Source organism: Mesorhizobium sp. BR1-1-16 (genome assembly GCF_020165495.1).
In the GTDB taxonomy this organism is placed as follows: domain Bacteria; phylum Pseudomonadota; class Alphaproteobacteria; order Rhizobiales; family Kaistiaceae; genus Kaistia.
Genome location: NZ_JAIUIE010000005.1, coordinates 290,781 through 315,837, shown reverse-complemented (window position 1 = coordinate 315,837; position 25,057 = coordinate 290,781). Strand labels below are relative to the sequence as shown.

Below are 25,057 nucleotides of genomic sequence, written 5' to 3'. Positions count from 1 at the left end.
GCGGCCGATCTCGGCGTGTCGAAAGACGGTGCCGTTATTATCCAATGAACCTGACTGAAGAAGCTCGCCCTTCGAGGCGCGGCTGAACAACTGGAAAGAACAATGTTCGCAGTCATCAAAACCGGCGGCAAGCAGTATCGCGTTGCCGCCAACGACCAGCTCGAAGTCGAGCTCCTGACCGGCGAAGCCGGCGACACGGTTTCCTTTGACGAGGTGCTCCTCGTCGGCGGCGAGGACGGCACCACCATTGGTGCGCCGACTGTTGCCGGCGCCAGCGTTTCGGCCGAGATCGTCGACCAGATCCGCACGCGCAAGATCCTTGTGTTCAAGAAGCGTCGGCGCCAGAATTCGAAGCGCAGCCGCGGCCATCGGCAGAGCCTCACCGTCGTCAAGATCACCGGGATCAAGACGGCCTGAAGCGAAAGCTCTGAAGGCAAGCCCAAGATTATCATGGCTCCGCCCCGTTAGGGTCCGCGTGAGCCGCGCACCGCGAAAGCGGTGCATCAGTCAGATTGGAGTTCGATCATGGCACACAAGAAGGCAGGCGGTTCCTCGCGCAACGGCCGTGACTCGGCTGGCCGCCGTCTCGGCGTGAAGAAGTTCGGTGGCGAGTCGGTCGTTTCCGGCAACATCATCATTCGCCAGCGTGGCACGCAGTGGCACCCAGGCACCGGCGTTGGCCTCGGCAAGGATCACACGATCTTCGCCGTGACGGACGGGAATGTCGCGTTCCGCCGCAAAGCCAATGGCCGTGTCTACGTATCCGTCGCCCCGATGGCGGTGGAGGCTGCAGAATAAAACCGGACCTTCCCATGGAACGCCGGTGTCGCATCGACCCGGTGGACCGTGATGGTCAGTGACGAGGGGAGATGGGACACCATCTCCCCTTTTTCATTGGCCCGACGGGAGGCATCGATGCCCGAGGCGACACGCGAAGACGAGACGAGCGAGGACGGAACACGAGGCTATTTCACACGGCGGTTGCGCCTTCGGGCACCGAAGCCGGGCGACGCCGCAGCACTGGCGATCGCAGTGGGCAACCCCCGCGTCGCGATGAGCCTTTTCGATGTGCCCTATCCTTATGAGCGGGCCGACGCGGAAGGCTGGATCGAGCGCGCCCGCGTCCCCAGCAAGGCGCCCGGCACGACGCTGGTCGCGCTTTCAGTCGCCTCAGGCGAACTGGTCGGGGCCGGCTTTCATCGGCCGAGCGACACCTGGCCGGGCGGGTTCGAATTGTCGTTCTGGGTTGCGGAGCCTTTCTGGGGACGCGGCTTTGGTACGGAGATCGCGCATGCCGTTGTCGATCATGCCTTCGAGGCGGGCGGTGCAGAACGGCTGTGGTGCGCCATCCGCGTGACCAGCGGATCGGCGCGGCGGGTCGCCGAGAAGTGTGGCTTCCAGTTCCGTGACACCGGGCTGGTCCGTTCCCTGGCGACGCGCGGCACGGTTCCGGTCGAGCGTTTCGTGCTCGAGCGGCGGGTCTGGGCCAGCCTCAAGTCGTGGAGCAGCGAACGGGCATCGGCGCGCGAGACGGTTTGTTCCGGCGAGCGGGCGGATGTCGGGTCCGGCCAGGGCCATGCTAGGCTGGGACGCGAGGGCCGGAAGGCGCGAGACGATGGTGACGCAATTGATGCCGCCTGACTGGACGATGCGTACGGCAAGGTTGACGCTGCGGCCGATCCTCGGCAGCGATGCCGAGGCGCTCGTCGAGGGTCTCGGCGATTTCGAGGTGGCCCGATGGCTGTCGCGCGTGCCCTATCCCTACACGCTCGACGAGGCGCGGCGGTTCATCGCCTGGGAGAAGGCTGAGCGGGTTCGGGGCGAGGATCGGGTCGTCGGCATCGATGCCGGCGGGCTCGTCGGCATCGCATCGCTGCGGGGCCGGGGTGCCGAACCGGTGCTCGGTTACTGGATGGCGCGTCGACATTGGGGGCAGGGCTATATGACCGAGGCGGTCGGCGCGCTGATCGCCGCGGCCTTCGAAAGCCCTGAAGTCACGATGATCCGCTCAGGCGTCTTCGAGGGCAACCAGCGTTCGCTGGCCATCCAGACGCGGTTCGGCTTCGTCGTTTCGAGCCATTCGCGGCTGCATAATCTTGCGCTCGGCCGTGATCTTGCGCATATCGACACCCAACTGACGCGCGCGCGTCATCAAGAGTTCACACCATGAAATTCCTCGACGAGGCCAAGGTCTTCATCCGCTCGGGCGACGGCGGGGCCGGCTCGGTCTCGTTCCGGCGCGAGAAATACATCGAGTTCGGCGGACCCGACGGCGGCGACGGCGGCCGTGGCGGCGATGTCTGGGCTGAATGTGTCGATGGTCTCAACACGCTGATCGACTATCGCTACCAGCAGCATTTCAAGGCCAAGACCGGCGTGCATGGCATGGGCCGCAACATGGCCGGCGGCAAGGGTGCCGATGTCACGCTGAAGGTGCCGGTCGGCACGCAGATCTTCGATGAAGACAACGAGACGCTGATCGCCGACCTGACGCGGGTCGGAGAGCGGATCCTGCTTGCCAAGGGCGGCAATGGCGGTTTCGGCAACGCTCATTTCAAGACCTCGACCAACCAGGCGCCGCGCCGCGCCAATCCCGGCCTCGAGGGGCTGGAGCGCTGGATCTGGCTGCGGCTGAAGCTGATCGCCGATGCCGGCCTGATCGGGCTTCCCAATGCCGGCAAGTCGACCTTCCTCGCCGCCGTCACGGCGGCGCGGCCGAAGATCGCCGACTATCCGTTCACGACGCTGCATCCGGGCCTTGGCGTGGTGCGCAGCGACGGGCGCGAATTCGTGTTGGCCGATATTCCCGGTCTCATCGAGGGCGCCCATGAGGGCGTCGGCCTCGGCGACCGTTTCCTCGGTCATGTCGAGCGCTGCCGCGTGCTGCTGCATCTCGTCGACGGGACGCAGGACGATCCGGCCGAGGCTTATCGCGTGGTGCGCGGCGAGCTCGACGCCTACGGCGCGGGCCTGCCCGAGAAGCGCGAGATCGTGGCGCTTTCGAAGGCCGACGCCATTCCGGCCGAAGAGCTGGAAGCTCGCACCAAGGCTCTGCAGAAGGCGAGCGGGCAGAAGCCGCTGATCCTCTCCGCCGCGACGCGTCAAGGCATCGAGGCCGCCTTGCGCGCGCTCGGGCGAGTTATCGATGAGGGCCGCGTCGCCGATCCCAACGATATTCCTTCCCCCCGCCCGGAGACGTGGCAGCCATGAGCCAGGGGGAGGCCCTCACCGGCGCCCTGCTTCCCGGCCGTTCGGACCTTGCGTCGCTGAAGCCGGAGAACTTTCGCCGCATCGTGATCAAGATCGGCTCGGCCCTGCTGGTCGACCGGGACAAGGGCGCGCTGCGCGCCGACTGGCTCGCGGCCTTTGTCGATGACGTCGCGCGTCTTGCGAGCGGCGGCCGTGACGTTCTGGTCGTCTCCTCCGGCGCGATCGCGCTTGGACGGGGCGTGCTCGGCCTGCCGCGCGGCGTGCTGAAGCTCGAGGAGAGCCAGGCGGCGGCGGCGGTCGGCCAGATTGCGCTGGCCCGCGCCTATTCCGAAATGCTGGGCGCGCACCAGATCATCGCCGGCCAGATCCTGCTGACACTCGGCGATACCGAGGAGCGCCGCCGTTATCTGAATGCCCGCTCGACGATCACGACGTTGCTGCGCATGGGCGCGGTCCCGGTGATCAACGAGAATGACACCGTGGCGACGAGCGAGATCCGCTATGGCGACAATGATCGCCTCGCGGCACGCGTCGCCTCGATGATGGGCGCCGACCTGCTGGTGCTGTTGTCGGATATCGACGGCCTCTATACGGCGCCGCCGCATACCGATCCGGCCGCGCGTTTCATTCCGGTCGTCGAGCGGATCACACCGGAGATCGAGGCGATGGCCGGCGGGGCCGCGTCCGAATATTCGCGCGGCGGCATGCGCACCAAGGTCGAGGCCGGCAAGATCGCCACCAGCGCCGGCTGCAACATGCTGATCGCGCTCGGCAAGCCGCAGAACCCGCTGCGCCGGATCTCCGAGGGCGCGCCGGCGACCTGGTTCCTGGCCGAGGCCAATCCGGTCACCGCGCGCAAGAAGTGGATCTCCGGCCATCTGGAGACGCGCGGTCTCGTCGTCATCGATGCCGGTGCTGTCAGGGCGCTGCGTTCGGGCAAGAGCCTGTTGCCAGCAGGCGTCCGCCGCGTCGAGGGGCGCTTCCAGCGCGGCGACGCCATCCTGATTCAGGGCGAGGCCGGCGAGGAAGTCGGCCGCGGTCTCGTCGCCTATGACGCGGGCGATGCCGAGCGGATCGCCGGGCGCAATTCGGGCGAGATCGAAGCCATTCTCGGCTATGCCGGCCGCGCCGCGATGATCCATCGCGACGACATGGCCCTCAGGGGCGAATAGGAGCGGATGCCATGAGCCTCACGGCCCTCGACAGGACCGACGCTGCCGGCGATGTGGCAGCGACGATGGACGCGATCGGCCGACAGGCCCGCGCCGCGGCGCGCCGTCTAGCGCTTGCCACGACTGAGCAAAAGGATGCGGCGCTCCGCGCGATGGCTGATGCGCTCCGTGCCGATGCGCCGGCGATCCTCGCAGCGAACGCGCTCGATGTCGCCGCGATCTCGAAGGAAGGCGCGCTGGCCTCATTCATCGATCGACTGACGCTCAATCCGCAGCGGATCGAGGCGATGGCGGCTGGCGTCGAGGATATCGCGGCGCTGGCCGATCCGGTTGGCCGCGTTCTCGAGGCCTGGGAGCGGCCAAACGGCCTGAAGCTGGAGCGCGTGAGCACGCCGCTCGGCGTCATCGGCGTCATCTATGAAAGCCGGCCGAATGTCACCGCCGATGCTGGCGCGCTCTGCCTGAAGGCGGGCAATGCCGTGATCCTGCGCGGGGGCTCGGATTCGTTCCGCTCCTCGCATGCCATCCATGCCGCGCTGGTGCGCGGGCTCGAGGCTGTGGGCCTTCCGGGTGACGCGATCCAGATGGTGCCGACCGCCGATCGGGCTGCCGTCGGCGCGATGCTGGGCGGGCTTGGCGGGGCCATCGACGTCATCGTGCCGCGCGGCGGCAAAAGCCTTGTCGCGCGGGTGCAGAGCGAGGCGCGGGTGCCTGTCTTCGCTCATCTCGAAGGGATCGTGCACATCTATGTGCATGCGAAGGCCGATCTCGCGATGGCGATCCCCCTGATCGTCAATGCCAAGATGCGGCGCACCGGGGTTTGCGGCGCGGCCGAGACGCTGCTGTTCGATCGCGCCGTCGCCGCCACCCATCTGGTGCCGATCGTGCGCGCGCTGATCGAGGCGGGCTGCAGCATTCGCGGCGACGCCGAGACGCGGGCGCTGGTCGGCGAGGCGAGCCCGGCGACGGAAGCCGATTGGTCGACGGAATATCTCGATTCCGTCATTTCGGTGCGCGTCGTCGACGACATCGACGCGGCCATCGCCCATATCGAGCATTACGGCTCGCATCACACCGATGCGATCCTGACGGCGGACGACGCCGCTGCGGCGCGGTTCCTCGCCGAGGTCGATTCGGCCATCGTGATGCACAATGCCTCGACCCAGTTTGCCGATGGCGGCGAGTTCGGCTTCGGCGGCGAGATCGGCATCGCCACTGGCCGGATGCATGCGCGCGGGCCGGTTGGCACGCAGCAACTGACCTCGTTCAACTATCGCGTTCACGGCAGCGGGCAGACGCGGCCGTGACGATGGACAATGCCGCCGATCCGGCGCCCGGATCGGCGCTCCGCCTGCCGCTGGCGTTGCCGGGGCAGCGCATCGGACTGTTTGGCGGCTCGTTCGATCCGCCGCACAAGGGTCATCTGACCCTGAGCCTGATGGCGATCCGGCGGCTGCGGCTCGATGCCGTCTGGTGGTTGGTGACGCCCGGCAATCCTCTCAAGGACCATGCGCCGGGTGCGCTGGCGCGACGGCTGGCGGCGGCAGAGGCCATGGCGAGCGATCCGCGCATCACGGTGACGGCGGTCGAGGCCTCGCTCAGGACGCGCTATACGGCCGATACGCTCACAATCCTCGCCAGGCGGCTTGCCGGGGTAAAGCTTGTGTGGCTTATGGGCGCCGACAATCTCAGCCAGTTTCATCGCTGGCGACATTGGCGGCAGATCGCCGAGACGATGCCGATCGCGGTCTACGACCGGCCTGGCAGCACGTTCCGCGCGATGGCCTCGCCTGCCGCGCATGCATTGGCGCGCTTCCGGCTCGACGAGGCGGATGCAGCCCTTCTGCCGGGACACGCGACACCGGCCTGGGTCTTCCTGCATGGGCCGCGCGTTGCAATGTCATCGACCGCGCTGCGGGCGGGGTCGATGAAGGAATCGGCGCGGTCTTGAAAGCTTCACCCGCTCGTGCCTATCTTCTCATCATGCGGACATCGTGCCGCAGGGGAGCGAGAATGATCAGATCCATTTCCGGATCAAGCGCGCCTTTTGGCGAAAGGATCAACCACTGACGACGGCAATCCAAACCGAGGCTGCGAATGATCGCCTGCCTCACAAGACGGCGGTACGCCGGCAGATTGCGGCGGACGACGTTCTCAGAACCGTCCTCGAGAGCCTCGATGATTCGAAGGCCGAGGAAATCGTCTCGATCGACATTGCGGGTAAATCGGCGCTGGCGGACTACATGGTCATCGCCACCGGGCGCTCGCAGCGACATGTCGGCGCCATCGCGGACCATCTCGACCGTGACATCACGGAAGCCGGCGGTCGGGTCGGCAGCATGGAGGGCATGCCGCATTGCGACTGGGTGCTGATCGATGCGGGCGATGTCATCGTCCATATCTTCAGGCCCGAGGTGCGCAGCTTCTACAATCTGGAAAAGATGTGGTCGCCCGACGCGCCGAAGGGGAGCGGGATCCGTCCCGTCGCCGAGGCGCCGGAGGACTAGTTCTCCGGAGCCGCCATGCAGATCACCATTGCCGCTATGGGCCGGCTGAAGGCCGGTCCCGAGCGTCTTCTCGTCGAGCGCTATCTGGAGCGTGCCGGCCAGACCGGCCGCGCGCTCGGGCTCACTGTCGCGGTGCGGGAGTTTCCCGAGAGCCGCGCGACCCGGGCCGAGGAGCGGATGGCGCAGGAAGCTGCGACGCTCATGGGCGTCCTGCCTGAAGGGGCGCGGCTGATCGCTCTCGACGAGCGCGGCGACACGGTCTCGAGCGAGGCGTTCGCCCAGCGTCTCGGCACCCTGCGCGATGGCGGCCTTCGGGATGTGGTGTTCGCGATCGGTGGTGCCGATGGCCATGGCGAAGCCTTGCGGCGGCGGGCCGACCAAAGTCTCGCCTTCGGGGCGATGACCTGGCCGCACCAGATCGTGCGGCTGATGCTCGCCGAGCAGATCTATCGGGCGACAACGATCCTTTCCGGCCATCCCTATCACCGCGCCTGACCCGTCCAGCTTCGGCCGCAATTGGCGGTCAGCATGAGATCTGTGCACTTCCGGCGGCGAAGACCGCCTCGCTTCGTCCGGACGAGCCGTTGCTGCCATCCGGGCCGTTCCTTGATCCGACCTTTGCCGCTTTCGCTCAGCCTCGCTTTCGTCGCCTTCGCCGCGGCGAGCGTCCTGCTGTGGCCGGAACGTGCCGCCGCGCAGGCTCCGGCTGCTCAGCCGGCTGCCGCGGAGACGGCGCCTGTCGATCCGGCCGAGGCGGCGCGGACCCAGCGCCGCGCCGAACTCGACGCGATCACGCATGATATCGAGGTCACGCGGGCGCGGCAGGACGAACTCAAGGCGGAAATCGACAAGCTTGACAAGGATAGCGCGTCGCTGACGCAAAGCATGGTCGAGACCGGCGAGCGGGCCAAGCAGCTCGAGCGCCAGCTCGGCGAGGCTGAAATGCGGATGAGCAGCCTGCTCGACGAGGAAAAGACCGTCAGGGCCTCGCTTTCGGCTCGGCGCGGCGTGCTCGCCAATGTGCTGGCCGCGCTGCAGCGCATGGGTCGCAAGCCGCCGCCGGCGATCGTGGTACGGCCTGAGGACGCGCTTGCCGCCGTGCGCAGCGCGATGCTGCTCGGCGCGGTCGTGCCGGAGCTGCGCACCGAGGCCGACGGACTCACCGCCGACCTGCAGCACCTCCTAGCACTCAAGGATGAGAAGGCGCGGGAGCGCGATCGCGTCCGTGCTGATGCGACGGCGCTCGCCGAAGAGCAGACACGCATCCAGCTGCTGGTGGCAGAAAAGAAAAAGGCACGCGCGGCTTCCGAGGAGGCGCTCGCCTCCGAGCAGACGCGTTCAGAACAGCTCGCCGCGCAGGCGAGCAGCCTGCAGGATCTGATCGATTCGCTCGAGAAGCAGGTTGCCGCGTCGGCCGATGCCGCGGCAGCGGCGAAGGCGGCCGAGGAACGCAACAAGGCGGCCATCGCATCGGGCGAAGCACCGCGCCAGCCCGACAATCTCGGCGCCGCCAACCGGATCGAGCCGGCCGTCGCCTTTGCCGATACCAAGGGCCTGCTGCCGCGCCCGGTCAACGGCGTCGAGGTGAAAAGCTTCGGCGATGCCGATGGGCTTGGCGGCACGACCGCCGGCGTTTCGATCGCGACACGCGCCAGTGCCGGCGTATCTTCGCCCAGCGATGGCTGGGTGGTATATGCAGGTCCCTTCCGCTCCTATGGGCAACTCTTGATCATCAATGCCGGGGGCGGGTATCATGTGCTCTTGGCAGGCATGGAGCGCATCAACGTCGAACTCGGGCAGTTCGTTCTCGCGGGCGAGCCGGTCGGCGTAATGGGGACCCGCCAGCTCGCGAGCATGGGTGCTGAAGGTATTGGCGCCCAGCAGCCCCTGCTCTATGTCGAATTCAGAAAAGACGGAACCTCGATCGACCCGGCCCCATGGTGGGCGCGATCCAGCGACGAAAAGGTTGGCGGATGATTCGCAATGCTTCGCTTCTCCTGGCCGGTACGATCATCGGCGCCACGGCGGCTATCACGATAGCCCAGGTGCCCGGTCTGGTGCCGAGTGCGGCTCACGCCGCAGTCTCGGACACCTATCGGCAGCTCAATCTGTTCGGTGACGTGTTCGAGCGCATCCGCGCCGACTATGTCGAGAAGCCGGACGACAGCGCGTTGATCGAGGCAGCCGTCAACGGCATGCTGACCTCGCTCGACCCGCATTCGAGCTACATGAATCCGAAAGACTTCAAGGACATGCAGGTCCAGACCCGCGGTGAGTTCGGCGGGCTCGGGATCGAGGTCACGATGGAGGACGGCGTCGTCAAGGTCGTGTCGCCGATCGACGATACGCCGGCGGCCAAGGCCGGCATCCTTGCCGGCGACCTGATCATCGCCATCGACGGCGATCCGGTCCAGAACATGAACCTGAACCAGGCCGTCGAAAAGATGCGCGGCGCGGTCAACACGCCGATCACGCTGCAGATCGCCCGCAAGGGCACCGCGAAGCCGTTCGACGTCAAGGTCGTACGCGACGTGATCCGCATCCAGTCGGTCAAGTCGCGGTCCGAGGGCGATATCGGCTATATCCGCATCTCCTCGTTCAACGAGCAGACGTTCGACGGGCTGAAGGCCGCCGTCGACAAGCTCAACAAGGATATCGGCAAGGACAAGCTCAAGGGCTACATCCTCGACCTGCGCAACAATCCCGGCGGCCTGCTCGACCAGGCGGTTGCGGTTGGCGATGCCTTCCTGAACCAGGGCGAGATTGTCGCGACGCGCGGACGGCATTCTGACCAGAACGCTCGCTATGATGCCCGTGATGGTGATCTCACCGATGGCAAGCCGGTGATCGTGCTGATCAATGGCGGCTCGGCCTCGGCGTCCGAGATCGTTGCCGGCGCCCTGCAGGACCAGAAGCGCGCGACCATTCTCGGCACCCGTTCCTTCGGCAAGGGATCGGTGCAGACGATCATTCCGCTCGGCTCCAATGGCGCGATCCGCCTTACCACGGCGCGCTACTACACGCCGTCCGGCCGATCGATCCAGGCCAAGGGCATCGATCCCGATATCCAGGTCGTGCAGGATCTGCCGCCGGAGCTGAAGGATCAGGTGACCGACACAAAGGGCGAGGCATCGCTCAAGGGCCACCTCGCCAATGAAGCGGGCGGCGACGAGGGCACGGGCTCGCAGGCCTATGTGCCGCCGGAAGCCAAGGACGATAAGCAGCTTCAGGAGGCGATCGGCCTTCTGGACGGCAAGCAGGCCAACAGCGCCTTCCCGCCGAACCCCAAGGCTGCGGTGCCCAACTAAGCCGAAACGACATCCCATGACGGCGCCCCAAGGGGCGCCGTTTTCCTTTCAACGCCCGACGATAGCGAGCGGACGTGCCCGACGACTACAGCGCTCCCCTCGGCCTCGACCGCCCGGCGGCGGCGCGCCGTCCTTGGCCGATCTGGCCATTTCTCGCCGGTCCGACGCTGATCATCCTGGCTGCTCTTGCCGTCTGGGCGGCCGTGAAGGGCGACCCCTATGGTGGGCAGCCGCATGTTACGGTCGACCTTCCGCCGCTGCCCCCGCCTGTTGCTGCAAAGCCGCCCGAGCCGCCCGCGGAACCGGACGACCCGAACGGCCAGATCATCATTCGCGATCCCTGACGCGCCGCCCGACATCCCGGAGAACTGCCATGTCGAAGAAGAAGCCGGTCGACCCGGCGACGCTGCCCTATCGCCCCTGCGTCGGCGCCGTGGTGTTCAACCGTGAAGGAAAAGTCTTCATCGGCGAGCGGTCGCCGAATGCCGAACTGGTCGCGGGCGACCCCGTCTGGCAATTGCCGCAAGGCGGCATCGATGAGGGCGAAGCGCCGCTGCCGGCCGTCTATCGCGAGCTCTATGAGGAGACCAGCATCAAGTCGGTCGCCCTGCTTGCCGAGGCCGAGGGCTGGTTCGACTATGACCTGCCGCCCGAACTCGTCGGCATTGCGCTCAAGGGCAAATTTCGCGGCCAGCGCCAGAAGTGGTTCGCCTTCCGCTTCGAAGGGGAAGAGAGCGAGATCGACGTCCTCGCGCCGGGCGGCGGCCAGTATGAAGCCGAGTTCATTTCCTGGCGCTGGGAAAAGCTCGCCACGCTGCCCACGCTGATCGTTCCATTCAAGCGCAAGGTTTATGAACAGGTCGTCGCGGCGTTCAGCCATCTGGCAGGCTGACCGGAGCGCGTACCATCTCGTCTTCAGGGCCGGCCGGCGCTGGCTACGGCGAAATGGTAAGCTCAAAAGAAAATAACCTGAACAGATAATAAGGTTGCCGTTCAGTCTCGGTTCATCGCAGGCGCGCTAGAAAGCGTGCATCGACCAACCGAGGAGCTTTCCGATGAAACGCATTCTTCTAGCTTCAATCGCTGTCGCTGCGCTCGCCATCCCGGCTGCCAACGCCCAGCAGTCCTATCGTGCGCCGAGCCAGAACCATTACAGCTCGCATGGCAAGGATCAGGTCCATGACGGCCGCGGCTCGCATGGCAAGCAGCAGGCCTGGAGAAAAGGCCAGCGCATTCCGCAGAGCCAGTGGGGCCGGGACGTCGACTATCGCCACCATCATCTGAAGGCACCGCCGCGTGGCTATCGTTGGGTCCAGCAGGGCAACCAGTACCTGATGGTCGGCATCGCCTCGGGCATCATCGCATCGATCTTGAACGGCCACTGACACTCGCGCGAATTCAACAAGAAAAAACCCGCCGCCATCAGCCGATGGCGGCGGGTTTTGATTGTCGGCGAGGTTCAGCCCGGGTCAGTGACCCAGAACCGCCTGGACATCCTTCAACTGGGCGAGCCGTGTAGCGGCGGCCGTCTTCGAGATGTCGTCGCGCGCGTCGGCGACATCTTCCTCGGCATCGCGGATCTGCTTCGCAATGTCCTCGGCGTTCAGGCTCTCGACCGGAATCGCCTGCTCGGCGAGGATCGTCAGACCGCTCGCATTCACGTCGGCAAAACCGCCGCGCACGAAGAAGCGCTGGGCAGGACCAGAGGCCAGCGTCACCGTGACGACGCCGGGCTTGATGGTCGACATGAAGGGCGCGTGGTTCTTCAGAACCTCGAACTCGCCCTCCGATCCCGGCACGACGACCGAGAGGGCCGGCTCCGAGAGGAGCAGCCGCTCAGGCGAGACGAGTTCGAACGGGAACGGATCGGCCATGGGAACTTACCTCTTCTCGTCGGACGCTCAGGCCGCGGCCGCGAGCTTCTTCGCCTTGGCGATCGCATCATCGATCGTGCCGACCATGTAGAAGGCCGCCTCGGGCAGATGATCATAATCGCCGTTGCAGAGGCCCTTGAAGCCCTTGATCGTATCGGCGATCGGCACCTGGACGCCCGGCTGGCCGGTGAAGGCCTCGGCGACGTCGAAGGGCTGCGATAGGAAGCGCTCGATCTTGCGCGCGCGGGCAACAGTGAGCTTGTCCTCTTCGGAAAGCTCGTCCATGCCCAGGATCGCGATGATGTCCTGGAGCGCCTTGTAGCGCTGCAGGATCTGCTGCACGCGACGCGCCACCGCATAATGCTCCTCACCGACGATTGCCGGCGTCAGCATGCGCGAGGTCGAGTCGAGCGGGTCCACCGCCGGGTAGATGCCCTTCTCGGAAATGGCGCGCGACAGGTTCGTCGTCGCGTCCAGATGGGCGAAGGAGGTCGCCGGCGCCGGGTCGGTCAAGTCGTCGGCCGGCACATAGATGGCCTGCACCGAGGTGATCGAGCCCTTGGTCGTGGTGGTGATGCGTTCCTGCAGCGCGCCCATGTCGGTGGCGAGCGTCGGCTGGTAACCCACCGCGGAAGGGATGCGGCCGAGCAGAGCCGACACTTCCGAACCCGCCTGGGTGAAGCGGAAGATGTTGTCGACGAAGAACAGCACGTCCTGGCCCTGGTCGCGGAAGTGCTCGGCGACGGTCAGGCCGGTCAGCGCGACGCGGGCGCGGGCGCCCGGCGGCTCGTTCATCTGGCCGAACACCAGCGCGCACTTCGACTTCACCGACGGATCGGGATTGTGCGGGTCGGCGTTCACCTTGGAATCGATGAACTCGTGATAGAGGTCGTTGCCCTCGCGGGTGCGCTCGCCGACGCCGGCGAACACCGAATAGCCGCCATGGACCTTGGCGACGTTGTTGATCAGTTCCTGAATCAGCACGGTCTTGCCGACACCGGCGCCGCCGAACAGGCCGATCTTGCCGCCCTTGGCGTAAGGCGCCAGGAGGTCGACGACCTTGATGCCGGTGAGCAGGATTTCGGCTTCCGTCGACTGTTCCGAATAGGACGGAGCAGGCGCGTGGATCGGGCGGAGGCCTTCGGCCTCGACCGGGCCAGCCTCATCGATCGGCTCACCGATGACGTTCATGATGCGGCCGAGGGTGCCGATGCCGACCGGAACCTGGATCGGAACGCCGGTATCGCGGACCGGCTGGCCGCGGACGAGGCCTTCCGAAATGTCCATTGCGATGCAGCGGACAGTCGATTCGCCGAGATGCTGGGCCACCTCGAGCACGAGGCGGTTGCCGTTGTTGCTGGTCTCGAGCGCGTTCAGGATGGCCGGCAGATGGCCTTCGAACTGAACGTCGACGACGGCGCCGATCACCTGCGTGATGCGGCCCGATTCGGCCTTCTGATTGGTGGTATTCGCCATGGTGTTCTCGCCTTCCAAAAGTCCGGTCAGAGCGCCTCGGCGCCCGAAATGATCTCGATCAGTTCCTTGGTGATCATCGCCTGGCGCGTGCGATTATAGCGCAGCGTGTACTTCTTGATCATCTCGCCGGCATTGCGCGTCGCGTTGTCCATCGCCGACATCTTGGCGCCCATCTCCGACGCGACGTTCTCCAGCAGCGCGCCGAGGATCTGGACCGAGATGTTGCGCGGCAGAAGATCCTCCAGGATCATTGCCTCGTCCGGCTCGTATTCATAAAGCGTCGCCACAGTCGGGGCGGCGTTGTCGTTGGTCGGCACCTCTGCCGGGATCAGCTGCTGCGCCGTCGGGATCTGCTGGATGACCGAGCGGAACTTCGCATAGAAGATCGTCGCGATGTCGAACTGGCCCTCGCCATAGAGCGCGAGCACCTTGCGGGCGATCTGGTCGGCGTTCTCGAAGCCGATCTGCTTCACGGTGCGCAGCTCGATGAGCTCGATGATCTCGCTCTGGAACTGCCGGCGGAGAGCGTCGTAGCCCTTCTTGCCGACGCAGAGGATCTTCACCGTCTTGCCCTGGCGCTGCAGCGAGAGCGCATGCTCACGCGCGAGGCGGGCGATCGACGAGTTGAACGCGCCGCAAAGGCCGCGTTCGGCCGTGCAGACGATCAGGAGATGTGTCTGGCTCGATCCGGTGCCGGCGAGAAGGCGCGGCGCATCGGACTGGCCGGCGACGCCGGCGGCGACATTGGCCAGCACCGCGCCCATGCGTTCGGCATAGGGGCGGGCCGCTTCGGCGGCGGCCTGGGCGCGACGAAGCTTCGCCGCGGCGACCATCTGCATCGCCTTGGTGATCTTCTGCGTCGCCTTGACCGAGGCGATGCGGTTTCGGAGTTCCTTGAGGCTCGGCATGAGCGTCCCTGTCGAGCGGAATGAAGGCCGGACCGCGCGAGGCGATCCGGCCCTTCCCTAGGTTCAGGCGAAGTTCTTGGCGAAGGCGTCGAGGGCGGCCTTCAGCTTCGAACGGATCTCGTCATTCAGCTCGCGCTTGTCGCGGATGAGATCGAGAAGATCCTTGTGCTCGGTGCGCAGCACGGCGAGCAGGCCCTGCTCGAACGGGCTGACCTGATCCACCCGGATCTTGTCGAGATAGCCGTTCACGCCGGCATAGATCACCGCGACCTGTTCCTCGACCTTCAGCGGCGAGAACTGCGGCTGCTTCAGGAGTTCCGTCAGGCGGGCGCCGCGGTTGAGCAGGCGCTGGGTCGTGGCGTCGAGATCGGAGCCGAACTGGGCGAAGGCCGCCATCTCGCGATACTGCGACAGCTCGCCCTTGATCGGGCCGGCGACCTGCTTCATCGCTTTGATCTGGGCGGCCGAGCCGACGCGCGACACCGAAAGGCCGACGTTCACGGCGGGACGGATGCCCTGATAGAACAGGTCCGTCTCAAGGAAGATCTGGCCGTCGGTGATCGAGATCACGTTGGTCGGAATATAGGCCGACACGTCGTTGGCTTGCGTCTCGATGATCGGCAGGGCGGTCAGCGAACCGTTGCCGTTATCATCGTTCAGCTTGGCCGCGCGCTCGAGCAGGCGGGAATGCAGATAGAACACGTCGCCCGGATAGGCTTCACGGCCCGGCGGGCGGCGCAGCAGCAGCGACATCTGGCGGTAGGCGACGGCCTGCTTGGAGAGATCGTCATAGACGATCAGGGCATGCATGGCGTTGTCGCGGAAATATTCGCCCATCGCGCAACCGGCGAAGGGGGCGAGATACTGCATCGGAGCCGGGTCGGAGGCAGTGGCGGCGACGACGATCGAATATTCGAGCGCGCCACGTTCCTCGAGCACCTTCACGAACTGCGCCACGGTCGAGCGCTTCTGGCCGATCGCGACATAGACGCAATAGAGCTTCTTCGACTCGTCGCCCGTGTCGTTGACCGACTTCTGATTGAGGATCGTGTCGAGCGCGACGGCGGTCTTGCCGGTCTGACGGTCACCAATGATCAGCTCGCGCTGGCCACGGCCAACCGGGATCATGGCGTCGATGGCCTTGATGCCGGTCTGCATCGGCTCATGCACGGACTTGCGCGGGATGATGCCCGGCGCCTTGACGTCGACGCGGCGACGTTCGGTCGTCTCGATCGGGCCCTTGCCGTCGATCGGGTTGCCAAGGGCGTCGACGACGCGGCCGAGCAGGGCCTTGCCGACGGGAACGTCGACGATGGCGCCGGTGCGCTTGACGGTGTCGCCTTCCGAGATGTCACGATCGGAGCCGAAGATCACGACGCCGACATTGTCGGTTTCGAGGTTCAGCACCATGCCCCGGGTGCCGCCCGGGAACTCGACCATCTCGCCGGCCTGGACATTGTCGAGGCCGTAGATGCGGGCAATACCGTCGCCGACCGACAGAACCTGTCCGACTTCGGAAACCTGAGCCTCGGAGCCGAAGTTCTTGATCTGCTCCTTGAGGATTGCGGAGATTTCAGCGGCGCGGATGTCCATCAGCCGACCTCTTTCATGGCGATCTTGAGTGAATTGAGCTTGGAACGCAGCGACGTGTCGACCATACGGCTGCCGACCTTGACGACGAGACCGCCGATAAGGGCCGGATCGACATGCGCCACGAGCGTGACGTCCTTGCCGATCTTGGCCTTCAGGGCCTCCTTCAGCGCGGCCGTCGCGGCATCGCTGAGCGGCTCGGCGCTGGTCACCTCGGCCGTCACCTCACCGCGATGGGCGGCAGCGAGGCGGCGGAAATCGGTGATCATGCCGGGCAGGACGAACAGCCGGCGATTGCCGGCAGCGACCTTGATGAAATTAGCGACGAGCCCGCCGATACCCGCCTTGGCGAGCACGGCCGTCACGGCGCGCAACTGATCTTCGGCGGCGAAGACCGGGCTCCGCACGAGGCGGGTCAAGTCGTCGCTCTCGGCGAGCAGGGCGGTGAAGCGGGAAAGGTCGGCCTCGACGGCGTCGATAGCGCCGCTGTCGAGCGCGAGCTCGAAAAGGGCCGTGGCGTAGCGCCCGGACACCCCTGAGACGATGCTTTTCTCTTCCGCCACCTGATCCTCGCTTTAAGACGCCACGACCGGGCTTCGGTCCCGTTCCGGTCGCTGCCGTGCAACACACTGAACGGATTGGATTTTGTCGAAGCAGCTAGAAGCCGTCGAGAATGGCCCGCCCGTAAGCCGCGCGTTCGTTAGCACAGCCTCCCGCCCGTCGCAACTCGCCAGCACGCCGAGATTTGCTTCGGCCGGGGCCTGAATCCCATGGCGAAGGCGGTATTACCGATTGCCGTGGGCTGCGCGTGGCGGGTGACACCCGTCACGGGACGGAGTAACACCGATGGATCGAGGCTAGCGGGATTGAGACGATGGCGGGGACGATTGCGATCAAGGTGGACGAGGTGCTGCGCGCGCGGCTGAAGGCGGCGGCTGCGATGGTCGGGCGCTCGCCGCATTGGCTGGCACGGACCGGAGTCATCGCGGCGATCGAACGTGTGGAGCGCGGCGAGCGTTTCGACGCGGATGACGACGCGGAGCCGGTTCCACAGCCCGCTCAAGGTCCATTTGTCGGCTTCGCGCGCGATCTGGCCCCCCAGAGCGCCCTCCGCGCTCGGATCACCGCGGCGACGCGGATGCCGGAAACGGAATGCCTGCCGCTGCTGATCCCGCAGGCGCAGCTCGATCCAGCCGCGAAGGCCCGGGCGGAGCGGACGGCGCGGCAACTCGTCGAGCGGCTGCGCCTCAAGGAGCCGGCCGGGCGCGTCGACGGGCTCGTGCGCGAATACGCGCTGTCGACGCAGGAAGGCGTGGCGCTGATGTGCCTTGCCGAGGCGCTGCTGCGCATCCCCGACCGGCCGACCCGCGAAGCCCTGATCCGCGACAAGATCTCGGCGGGCGATTGGCGCGCGCATGTCGGTCACAGCCCGTCGCTGTTCGTCAACGCGGCCACATGGGGTCTCGTCGTCACCGGCAAGCTCAACACGACCAACAGCGAACGGGGCCTCTCCGCCGCCTTGACACGGCTGATCGGCAAGGGCGGCGAGCCGCTGATCCGCAAGGGCGTCGAGATCGCGATGCGGCTGATGGGCGAGCAGTTCGTCACCGGCCAGACCATCGGCGAGGCGTTGGCCAATAGTCGCCGCATGGAGGCGAAGGGCTTCCGCTATTCCTACGACATGCTTGGCGAGGCGGCGATGACCGCCGGCGACGCGGCGCGTTACCTCGCCGATTACGAGCAGGCGATCCATGCCATCGGCAAGGCGGCGGGCGGGCGCGGCATCTATGAGGGGCCGGGCATTTCGGTGAAGCTCTCGGCGCTGCATCCCCGTTATGCAAGGGCACAGCGCGGCCGCGTCATGGCCGAACTGCTGCCCCTCTTGAAGGGTCTCGCGGTGCTGGCGAAGCGCTACGATATCGGGCTCAATATCGATGCGGAGGAGGCGGATCGGCTGGAGATCTCGCTCGATCTCCTGGAGGCGCTCGCCTTCGATCCGGACCTTGCCGGCTGGAACGGCATCGGCTTCGTCATCCAGGCTTATGGCAAACGCTGTCCCTTCGTCATCGACTGGCTGGTCGATCTCGCGCGGCGCAGCCGGCGGCGACTGATGGTGCGCCTCGTCAAGGGCGCCTATTGGGACAGCGAGATCAAGCGGGCGCAGGAGGCCGGGCTGGAGGACTTCCCGGTCTTCACCCGCAAGCTGCACACCGACGTTTCCTATCTCGCCTGCGCCCGGCGCCTGCTCGCGGCGCCGGATGCGATCTTCCCGCAGTTCGCGACGCATAACGCGCAGACACTGGCCGCCGTCATGGAGATGGCCGGCGCTAACTATTATCCCGGCCAGTATGAGTTTCAGTGCCTGCACGGCATGGGCGAGCCGCTCTATGAGGAAGTGGTGGGCGAGGGGAAGCTCGGCCGGCCCTGCCGCATCTATGCGCCGGTCGGCACGCATGACACGCTGCTCGCCTATCTCGTGCGGCGGCTGCTCGAAAACGGTGCCAACACCTCCTTCGTGAACCGGATCTCCGACCCCGGGGTGCCGGTCGAGGCGCTCATCGCCGATCCCGTCACGGAAGCGCTCGCGCTGGAGCCGGTCGGCGCGCCGCATCCGAAGATCGCCCTGCCGCGCGCGCTTTATGGCGCTGATCGCATCAATTCGGCCGGACTTGATCTTGCCAACGAGCAGCGGCTCGCCGCGCTCGCGGTGGCGTTGATCGGCAGTGCCGCGGGGCCGTGGAGCGCTGCGCCGCTGGTCGGGACGGACGAGCTTGCCGGTGAGGCGATCGACATTCTCAATCCGGCCGATCGGCGTGACCGTGTCGGCGGCATGATCGTCGCTTCGCCGGAGGCGATCGACGCGGCCTTTGCCGAGGCCGAGGCGATCGCGCCGATCTGGGGCGCGACGCCGGCCAGCGAGCGTGCTTCCGCGCTGGAGCGTGCCGCCGATGCGCTGGAAACCCGCTTGCCCGAGCTCGTCGGCCTCATCGTGCGCGAGGCGGGGCGCACGATCCCGAACGCCGTCTCCGAGGTGCGCGAGGCGGTCGATTTCCTGCGCTATTATGCCGGCGCCGCGCGGGCGGGTTTTGCCGCCGATACGCATCGGCCGCTCGGCCCGGTGGTCGCCATCAGCCCGTGGAATTTCCCGCTCGCGATCTTCACCGGCCAGGTCGCGGCGGCGCTCGCGGCCGGCAATCCCGTGCTCGCGAAGCCGGCCGAGGAAACGCCGCTCATTGCCGCCGAGGCGGTGCGTATCCTGCGCGCATCCGGCGTGCCGGCGGCGGCTGTCCAGCTTCTGCCGGGCGCGGGCGATGTCGGTGCGGCGCTTGTCGCCGATTCGCGCGTCCGTGGTGTGCTGTTCACCGGCTCGACCGAGGTCGCGCGCGCGATCAATCGCAGCCTCGCAAGCCGTTTGACGCCGGATGGCCGCACTTTGCCATTGATTGCCGAGACGGGCGGCCAGAACGCGATGATCGTCGATTCCTCGGCGCTTGCCGAGCAGGTCGCGGCCGACGCGATCCTCTCCGCTTTCGACAGCGCGGGCCAGCGCTGTTCGGCGCTGCGGGTGCTGTGTATCCAGGATGACGTCGCAGACCGGATGATCGCCATGCTGAAAGGCGCGATGGCCGAATTGTCGCTGGGCGATCCGGCGCTGCTTTCAACCGATATCGGGCCTGTCATCACGGAGGAAGCCGCCGAAAAGCTCGAGGCGCATATAGCGGCCATGGCGGCGCGCGGCTTCAAGGTGCACCGGCTTGCCGCGGGGAACGAGGCGAGGCCGGGCAGCTTCGTCGCGCCGGCGCTGATCGAGATCGATGCGATCAAGGACGTGCCTGGCGAGGTGTTCGGGCCGGTGCTGCATGTGCTGCGCTATGCCCGCGACGGCCTCGAAGTTCTGGTCGATGCCATCAACGGCACCGGCTATGGCCTCACATTCGGCCTGCATACGCGCATCGACGAGACGATCGCCGCCGTCACGGCGCGCGTTCATGCCGGCAATCTCTATGTGAATCGAAACGTCGTCGGCGCCGTGGTCGGTGTGCAGCCGTTCGGCGGCAACGGCCTTTCCGGCACCGGGCCGAAGGCCGGCGGCCCGCTTTATCTCGGACGTCTCGTGCAGCCGCATGAAGCGGCTGGCGGGGACGCGCCTTCAGGTGGAGGCGACCCGGTCGCTCAGACCTTCGCTGATTGGCTGGCGCGGCGGGGCGATGGCGACGCAGCGGCGCGGGTGCGTGGTTTCATCGAACGGGCCGGCGTGGGCGCGGAGTGCATTCTTGCGGGGCCGGTGGGGCAGCGCGACAGCTATTTCACGCGGGCCCGCGGGCGCGTGCTGATCGAGGCGAAGACGCCGGCCGGATTGACGGTCGCGCTCGGTGCGGCATTGGCGACAGGCAACCGCGCCGTGCTCTCACCGGGCGAGGCCATCGCCGCGCTGCTCGGCGCCCTGCCTACGGAGGTCGCGCGGCGCATCGACGTGATCGACGACGCCGAGACCATGCCGCTCGGTGCGGTCCTCTTCGAAGGCGATGCGGACCGGCTGGCGCTGCTTGCCGGCCGTATCGCCGCTCGCGAAGGCCCGATCGTCGCCATCCATGCCGTTTCCAGCGACGGCCTCGCCAGCGGGCGGGAGACCTTCTATCTCGACGGGCTGATCGAGGAAGTCTCGATCAGCGTCAATACGGCGGCGGCCGGCGGCAATGCGAGCCTGATGTCGATCGGCTAATCGAGCGCCGCCCGCAGCGCAGCCGCGGCGGCGATCGGGCCGGCGACCAGCGATCCGAGGGCGAGCCCGGCGAGGACCATCAGCGGTGTGGCCGGGTCGAAACCGCCTGTCGCGGCCGCGACCGCGCTGACCCCGAAGATCAGCACCGGGATCGTGAACGGCAGCACCAGCACGGCGACGATCAGGCCGCCGCGGCGCATGGCGGTAATCAGGGCTGCGCCGATCGCGCCGATGAAGGTCAGCGCCGGCGTGCCGATCAGGAGCGTCAGCGTCACGAAGAGGATCGCGTGGCCATCGGCGCCGAGCATCAACCCGAACAGCGGCGCGCCGACGACGAGGGGCAGGCCGGTGGCCAGCCAGTGGCCGATGGCCTTGGCGAGCACGATCAGTTCGAGCGGCAGGCCCGAGAGGATCATCTGGTCGAGCGAGCCGTCGTCGCGATCGTCCTGGAACAGCCGGTCGAGACCGAGCAGCGTCGCGAGCAGCGCAGCGATCCACAGCATGGCCGGGCCGATGCGGGCGAGAAGCGGCATGTCAGGCCCGACGCCAAAGGGCACGACGGCCACCACCGACAGGAAGAAGACGAGGCCGGTGAATGCTCCGCCGCCGGCGCCGAGCGAAAGGCGCGCTGTCCGTCCGGCAAGGGCGAGGAAGAATCCGGTCATGATGCGCCAAGGACGAACGTCATGCGCCAAGCCTCAGCGTTGCGGCCGGAATCGGCAAGGGCCGGTGCGTCGCGACGAGGGCAAGGCCGCCGGACGCGATATGATCGGCGAGGAGATCACCGAAGGTCGCCTCCGCGCCGGCATCGAGCGCGGCGGTCGGCTCGTCGAGCAGCCAGACCGGCCGTCGCACCACGAGCAGGCGGGCAAAGGCGACACGCCGCCGCTGGCCGGCAGAAAGATAGGCGGCCGGCATGTCGTCGAGATGGTCGAGCCCGACCCGCTCCAGCGCCTCGATCACGGAGAGGCCCGGCACTCCTGCGACTTTTGACCACAGAATGAGGTTGTCCGCGACCGCGAGGGTGGGCTTCAACGCGTCGAGATGGCCGAAATAGTGGATCGCCTCGGCGATGGGTTCGCCGCTGCCCTGCCAGTCGATCCGCCCGCCGGTCAGCGGCACCAGACCAGCGACGGCGCGCAGAAGCGTCGATTTTCCGGCGCCATTCGCGCCCGTGAGCGCAAGCGCCTCGCCCGCCGCGAGCGCGAAGCCGATCCCGGCGAGGACGGGTCTGCCGCCGCGCTCGACGGCAAGGTCCCTGACGTCGAGACGGATCACGCAACCTCCCGGGCTGGCGGCGAGCCGAAGGGGAGCGGCGAATTCGAACCGTTCCAGCCGCGGCAACTTTCCTCGTTGTGGCTTCTCCTTACGAAATTCACTATAAGCCCTGCAACCCGGCGCGGGGCCGCGCCGCGGCGAGGACAGACAGTCCGGACCGGCGCTTGAGAGCGCGCTGCATCTGCCGCCTGGCGGCAGTTCGTGCGCCCGACTTGCCGGTTTCGCCGGATCGAGGCGGGCATGGTTCGTGCATCGGCTTCGGTCAGGTTTCTTTTGCGATCGAACCGAGGGCCTGATCCATCGTGAGCACTCCGCACCCCGACAGCTTCAAATCCCGCAAGACCCTTCAGGTCGGCGGACAGTCCTATGTCTATTTCAGCCTGCCGGACGCAGAGAAGAACGGGCTTCCCGGGATCTCCAGCCTTCCCTTCTCCCTGAAGGTTCTGCTCGAAAATCTCCTCCGCAACGAAGACGGCCGTACCGTTTCGGCCGATGACATCCGTGCGATCGCCGAGTGGCTGACGACGCGCAAGAGCAATCGCGAGATCGCCTTCCGCCCGGCCCGCGTGCTGATGCAGGATTTCACCGGCGTGCCGGCGGTGGTCGATCTCGCCGCGATGCGCGACGCCATGAAGGCGCTCGGCGGCAATCCGGAAAAGATCAATCCGCTCGTTCCGGTCGATCTCGTCATCGACCATTCGGTCGTCGTCGATTTCTTCGGCAATGCGACCGCGCTCAAGCAGAATGTCGACCGGGAATATGAGCAGAACCAGGAGCGCTACCGCTTCCTGAAATGGGGTCAGTCGGCCTTCTCGAATTTCCGCGTCGTGCCGCCGGGCACCGGCATCTGCCATCAGGTCAATCTCGAATATCTCGCCCAGACCGTGTGGACGCGGACCGACGAGGCCACCGGCGCCGAGATCGCCTATCCGGATACGCTTGTCGGCACCGACAGTCACACGACGATGGTCAACGGCCTCGGTGTGCTCGGCTGGGGCGTCGGTGGCATCGAGGCCGAGGCGGCCATGCTCGGCCAGCCGATCTCGATGCTCGTGCCCGAGGTTGTCGGCTTCCGCCTGACCGGCGCGCTGCGCGAAGGCATCACGGCAACCGATCTCGTGCTCACCGTGACGCAGATGCTGCGCAAGAAGGGCGTCGTCGGCAAGTTCGTCGAGTTCTATGGCGAAGGCATCAGCCATCTGACGCTCGCCGACCGCGCCACGATCGCCAATATGGCGCCGGAATACGGCGCCACCTGCGGCTTCTTCCCCGTTGATGCCGAGACGATCGACTATCTCGACGAGACCGGCCGCCAGGCCGAGCGCATCGCGCTGGTCGAAGCCTATTCCAAGGCGCAGGGCCTCTGGCACGACGGCTCGACGGCCGATCCGGTGTTCACCGACGTGCTCGAGCTCGATATCGGCACCGTGCTGCCGTCGCTCGCCGGTCCGAAGCGTCCGCAGGACCGCGTCCTGCTGACCGATGCGAAGAGCGGCTTCCTGGCTGCCCTCGAAGGCGAGTTCAAGAAGCCGGGCGAAGCCGGCAAGCGCGCCGCCGTCGCAGGCCATGACTATGATCTCGGCCATGGCGCGGTGACGATCGCCGCCATCACCTCCTGCACCAACACGTCGAATCCCTCGGTGCTGATCGGCGCCGGCCTGCTCGCCCGCAATGCGCTTGCCAAGGGGCTCTCCGCCAAGCCGTGGGTCAAGACATCGCTCGCGCCCGGAAGCCAGGTCGTCGCCGAATATCTCGGCAAATCGGGCCTGCAGACGGATCTCGACGCGCTCGGCTTCAACATCGTCGGATTCGGCTGCACCACCTGCATCGGCAATTCCGGCCCGCTGCCGGAGGATATCTCGCGCACGATCAACGAGCATGACCTCGTTGCCGCGGCCGTTCTTTCCGGCAACCGCAATTTCGAGGGCCGCGTCAACCCGGATGTGAAGGCCAATTATCTCGCCTCGCCGCCGCTGGTCGTTGCCTATGCGCTGGCCGGCTCGCTACAGGTGGATCTGACCACCGAGCCGCTCGGCACGGGCACGGACGGGCAGCCGGTCTATCTGCGCGATATCTGGCCGTCTTCGAAGGAAATCGCAGAATTCATCGCCGACAACATCACGCAGGCGATGTTCAAGGCGAAATATGCCGATGTCTTCAAGGGCGACGAGAATTGGCAGAAGATCCAGGCGCCCGAGGGCGAGACCTATGCCTGGGACAATGGCTCAACCTATGTGCAGAACCCGCCCTATTTCGAGGGCATGAAGATGGAGCCCGAGCCGGTCTCGGACGTCATCAATGCCCGGGTGATGGGGCTCTTCCTCGATTCGATCACCACCGACCATATCTCGCCGGCCGGTTCGATCAAGGAGGCGAGCCCCGCAGGCGTCTATCTGCGCGATCATCAGGTCCGCCCGATCGATTTCAACCAGTACGGCACGCGGCGCGGCAATCATGAAGTGATGATGCGCGGCACCTTCGCCAATATCCGCATCAAGAACCAGATGCTCGGCGGCAAGGAAGGCGGCTTCACCCGTCATTGGCCGGATGGCGTCGAAATGCCGATCTTCGACGCGGCGATGAAATACAAGGCCGAGGGCGTTCCGCTCGTCGTGTTCGCGGGCCGCGAATATGGCACCGGCTCGTCGCGCGACTGGGCGGCCAAGGGCACCAAGCTGCTCGGCATCCGCGCGGTCATCGCCCAATCGTTCGAGCGCATCCACCGCTCGAACCTCGTTGGCATGGGCATCGTGCCGCTCGTCTTCGAGGAAGGCGTCTCCTGGCTGACGCTCGGCCTCAAGGGCGACGAGACGGTGACGATCCGGGGTATCGCCGGCGACCTCAAGCCACGGCAGATGCTGGACGCGGAGATCACCTTCGCCGACGGTACCACCAAGGTCGTGCCGCTGCTCTGCCGCATCGATACGCTGGACGAGCTCGACTACTTCAAGAATGGCGGCATCCTGCAATACGTGCTGCGCAATCTCGTCGCCTGAGCCTTCAGGCGCGAT

General features: G+C 66.5%; 23 protein-coding genes and 1 pseudogene. 17 read left to right on the top strand and 7 right to left on the bottom strand.

The annotated features are described in order from the left end of the window. Positions 1–102: 102 nt before the first annotated feature. From rplU to LB518_RS14040, 15 genes and pseudogenes are all read left to right on the top strand, one after another. A pseudogene (gene rplU, locus LB518_RS14110) lies at positions 103–411 on the top strand (50S ribosomal protein L21); the annotation flags it as partial. Between the two features lie 114 nt (positions 412–525). Further along, entirely contained in the window at positions 526–798 is a 273-nt protein-coding gene (rpmA, locus tag LB518_RS14105; RefSeq protein WP_224578146.1) for a 50S ribosomal protein L27, read from the top strand. 117 nt (positions 799–915) lie between these two features. Then, entirely contained in the window at positions 916–1,641 is a 726-nt protein-coding gene (locus LB518_RS14100; protein ID WP_224578145.1) for a GNAT family N-acetyltransferase, read from the top strand. Further along, positions 1,616–2,170: a GNAT family N-acetyltransferase gene (locus tag LB518_RS14095; RefSeq protein WP_224578144.1), complete on the top strand. Its 555-nt coding sequence runs from the start codon at positions 1,616–1,618 to the stop codon at positions 2,168–2,170. The genes LB518_RS14100 and LB518_RS14095 overlap by 26 nt, the downstream gene beginning before the upstream one ends. Further along, positions 2,167–3,210, top strand: coding sequence for a GTPase ObgE (obgE, locus tag LB518_RS14090; protein WP_224578143.1), 1,044 nt, complete (start codon positions 2,167–2,169; stop codon positions 3,208–3,210). Before LB518_RS14095 ends, obgE begins: the two co-directional genes overlap by 4 nt. Further along, positions 3,207–4,382 carry a glutamate 5-kinase gene (gene proB / locus LB518_RS14085; protein WP_224578142.1) on the top strand — a complete coding sequence of 392 codons (1,176 nt, stop codon included), beginning with the start codon at positions 3,207–3,209 and terminating at the stop codon, positions 4,380–4,382. The genes obgE and proB overlap by 4 nt, the downstream gene beginning before the upstream one ends. An 11-nt stretch (positions 4,383–4,393) precedes the next feature. Continuing rightward, complete coding sequence (locus LB518_RS14080; protein WP_224578141.1) at positions 4,394–5,689, top strand: glutamate-5-semialdehyde dehydrogenase; 1,296 nt, start codon at positions 4,394–4,396, stop codon at positions 5,687–5,689. A 2-nt stretch (positions 5,690–5,691) separates the two neighbouring features. Continuing rightward, complete coding sequence (locus LB518_RS14075; protein ID WP_224578200.1) at positions 5,692–6,333, top strand: nicotinate-nucleotide adenylyltransferase; 642 nt, start codon at positions 5,692–5,694, stop codon at positions 6,331–6,333. A 43-nt stretch (positions 6,334–6,376) separates the two neighbouring features. Then, entirely contained in the window at positions 6,377–6,889 is a 513-nt protein-coding gene (gene rsfS, locus LB518_RS14070; RefSeq protein ID WP_502845831.1) for a ribosome silencing factor, read from the top strand. A 15-nt stretch (positions 6,890–6,904) separates the two neighbouring features. Next, a complete protein-coding gene (gene rlmH / locus LB518_RS14065; protein WP_224578140.1) occupies positions 6,905–7,384 on the top strand; it encodes a 23S rRNA (pseudouridine(1915)-N(3))-methyltransferase RlmH in 480 nt (159 codons plus the stop codon). Between the two features lie 111 nt (positions 7,385–7,495). Beyond that, positions 7,496–8,866 carry a murein hydrolase activator EnvC family protein gene (locus LB518_RS14060; protein WP_224578139.1) on the top strand — a complete coding sequence of 457 codons (1,371 nt, stop codon included), beginning with the start codon at positions 7,496–7,498 and terminating at the stop codon, positions 8,864–8,866. Further along, positions 8,863–10,197, top strand: coding sequence for a S41 family peptidase (locus LB518_RS14055; RefSeq protein ID WP_224578138.1), 1,335 nt, complete (start codon positions 8,863–8,865; stop codon positions 10,195–10,197). Before LB518_RS14060 ends, LB518_RS14055 begins: the two co-directional genes overlap by 4 nt. A 74-nt stretch (positions 10,198–10,271) precedes the next feature. After that, positions 10,272–10,541, top strand: a complete 270-nt coding sequence (locus LB518_RS14050) for a hypothetical protein (RefSeq protein ID WP_224578137.1) — start codon at positions 10,272–10,274, stop codon at positions 10,539–10,541. A 29-nt stretch (positions 10,542–10,570) separates the two neighbouring features. Next, entirely contained in the window at positions 10,571–11,089 is a 519-nt protein-coding gene (locus tag LB518_RS14045; RefSeq protein WP_224578136.1) for an RNA pyrophosphohydrolase, read from the top strand. A 163-nt stretch (positions 11,090–11,252) separates the two neighbouring features. Then, positions 11,253–11,582, top strand: coding sequence for an RcnB family protein (locus LB518_RS14040; RefSeq protein WP_224578135.1), 330 nt, complete (start codon positions 11,253–11,255; stop codon positions 11,580–11,582). 84 nt (positions 11,583–11,666) lie between these two features. Here LB518_RS14040 and LB518_RS14035 read toward each other — a convergent pair whose 3' ends face one another. The 5 genes from LB518_RS14035 to LB518_RS14015 form a co-directional block, all read right to left on the bottom strand. Continuing rightward, a complete protein-coding gene (locus tag LB518_RS14035; RefSeq protein WP_224578134.1) occupies positions 11,667–12,071 on the bottom strand; it encodes a F0F1 ATP synthase subunit epsilon in 405 nt (134 codons plus the stop codon). A gap of 27 nt (positions 12,072–12,098) precedes the next feature. Then, positions 12,099–13,547, bottom strand: a complete 1,449-nt coding sequence (gene atpD / locus LB518_RS14030; RefSeq protein WP_224578133.1) for a F0F1 ATP synthase subunit beta — start codon at positions 13,545–13,547, stop codon at positions 12,099–12,101. Between the two features lie 26 nt (positions 13,548–13,573). Beyond that, a complete protein-coding gene (locus tag LB518_RS14025) occupies positions 13,574–14,455 on the bottom strand; it encodes a F0F1 ATP synthase subunit gamma (RefSeq protein ID WP_224578132.1) in 882 nt (293 codons plus the stop codon). 63 nt (positions 14,456–14,518) lie between these two features. Then, positions 14,519–16,048, bottom strand: coding sequence for a F0F1 ATP synthase subunit alpha (gene atpA, locus LB518_RS14020; RefSeq protein ID WP_224578131.1), 1,530 nt, complete (start codon positions 16,046–16,048; stop codon positions 14,519–14,521). Beyond that, positions 16,048–16,608: a F0F1 ATP synthase subunit delta gene (locus LB518_RS14015; RefSeq protein WP_224578130.1), complete on the bottom strand. Its 561-nt coding sequence runs from the start codon at positions 16,606–16,608 to the stop codon at positions 16,048–16,050. Before LB518_RS14015 ends, atpA begins: the two co-directional genes overlap by 1 nt. 311 nt (positions 16,609–16,919) lie before the next feature. Between LB518_RS14015 and putA the strand changes: the two genes are divergently transcribed. Next, on the top strand, positions 16,920–20,768 hold the full coding sequence (gene putA / locus LB518_RS14010) for a trifunctional transcriptional regulator/proline dehydrogenase/L-glutamate gamma-semialdehyde dehydrogenase (RefSeq protein WP_224578129.1): 3,849 nt from the start codon (positions 16,920–16,922) through the stop codon (positions 20,766–20,768). Here the strand turns inward: putA and ccmB are convergent. Together ccmB and ccmA are read right to left on the bottom strand one after the other, a co-directional pair. After that, positions 20,765–21,433: a heme exporter protein CcmB gene (gene ccmB, locus LB518_RS14005; RefSeq protein WP_224578128.1), complete on the bottom strand. Its 669-nt coding sequence runs from the start codon at positions 21,431–21,433 to the stop codon at positions 20,765–20,767. The genes putA and ccmB overlap by 4 nt on opposite strands. A 19-nt stretch (positions 21,434–21,452) precedes the next feature. After that, a complete protein-coding gene (gene ccmA, locus LB518_RS14000; protein WP_224578198.1) occupies positions 21,453–22,043 on the bottom strand; it encodes a heme ABC exporter ATP-binding protein CcmA in 591 nt (196 codons plus the stop codon). A 305-nt stretch (positions 22,044–22,348) separates the two neighbouring features. Between ccmA and acnA the strand changes: the two genes are divergently transcribed. Then, positions 22,349–25,042, top strand: a complete 2,694-nt coding sequence (acnA, locus tag LB518_RS13995) for an aconitate hydratase AcnA (RefSeq protein ID WP_224578127.1) — start codon at positions 22,349–22,351, stop codon at positions 25,040–25,042. Positions 25,043–25,057 lie beyond the last annotated feature (15 nt).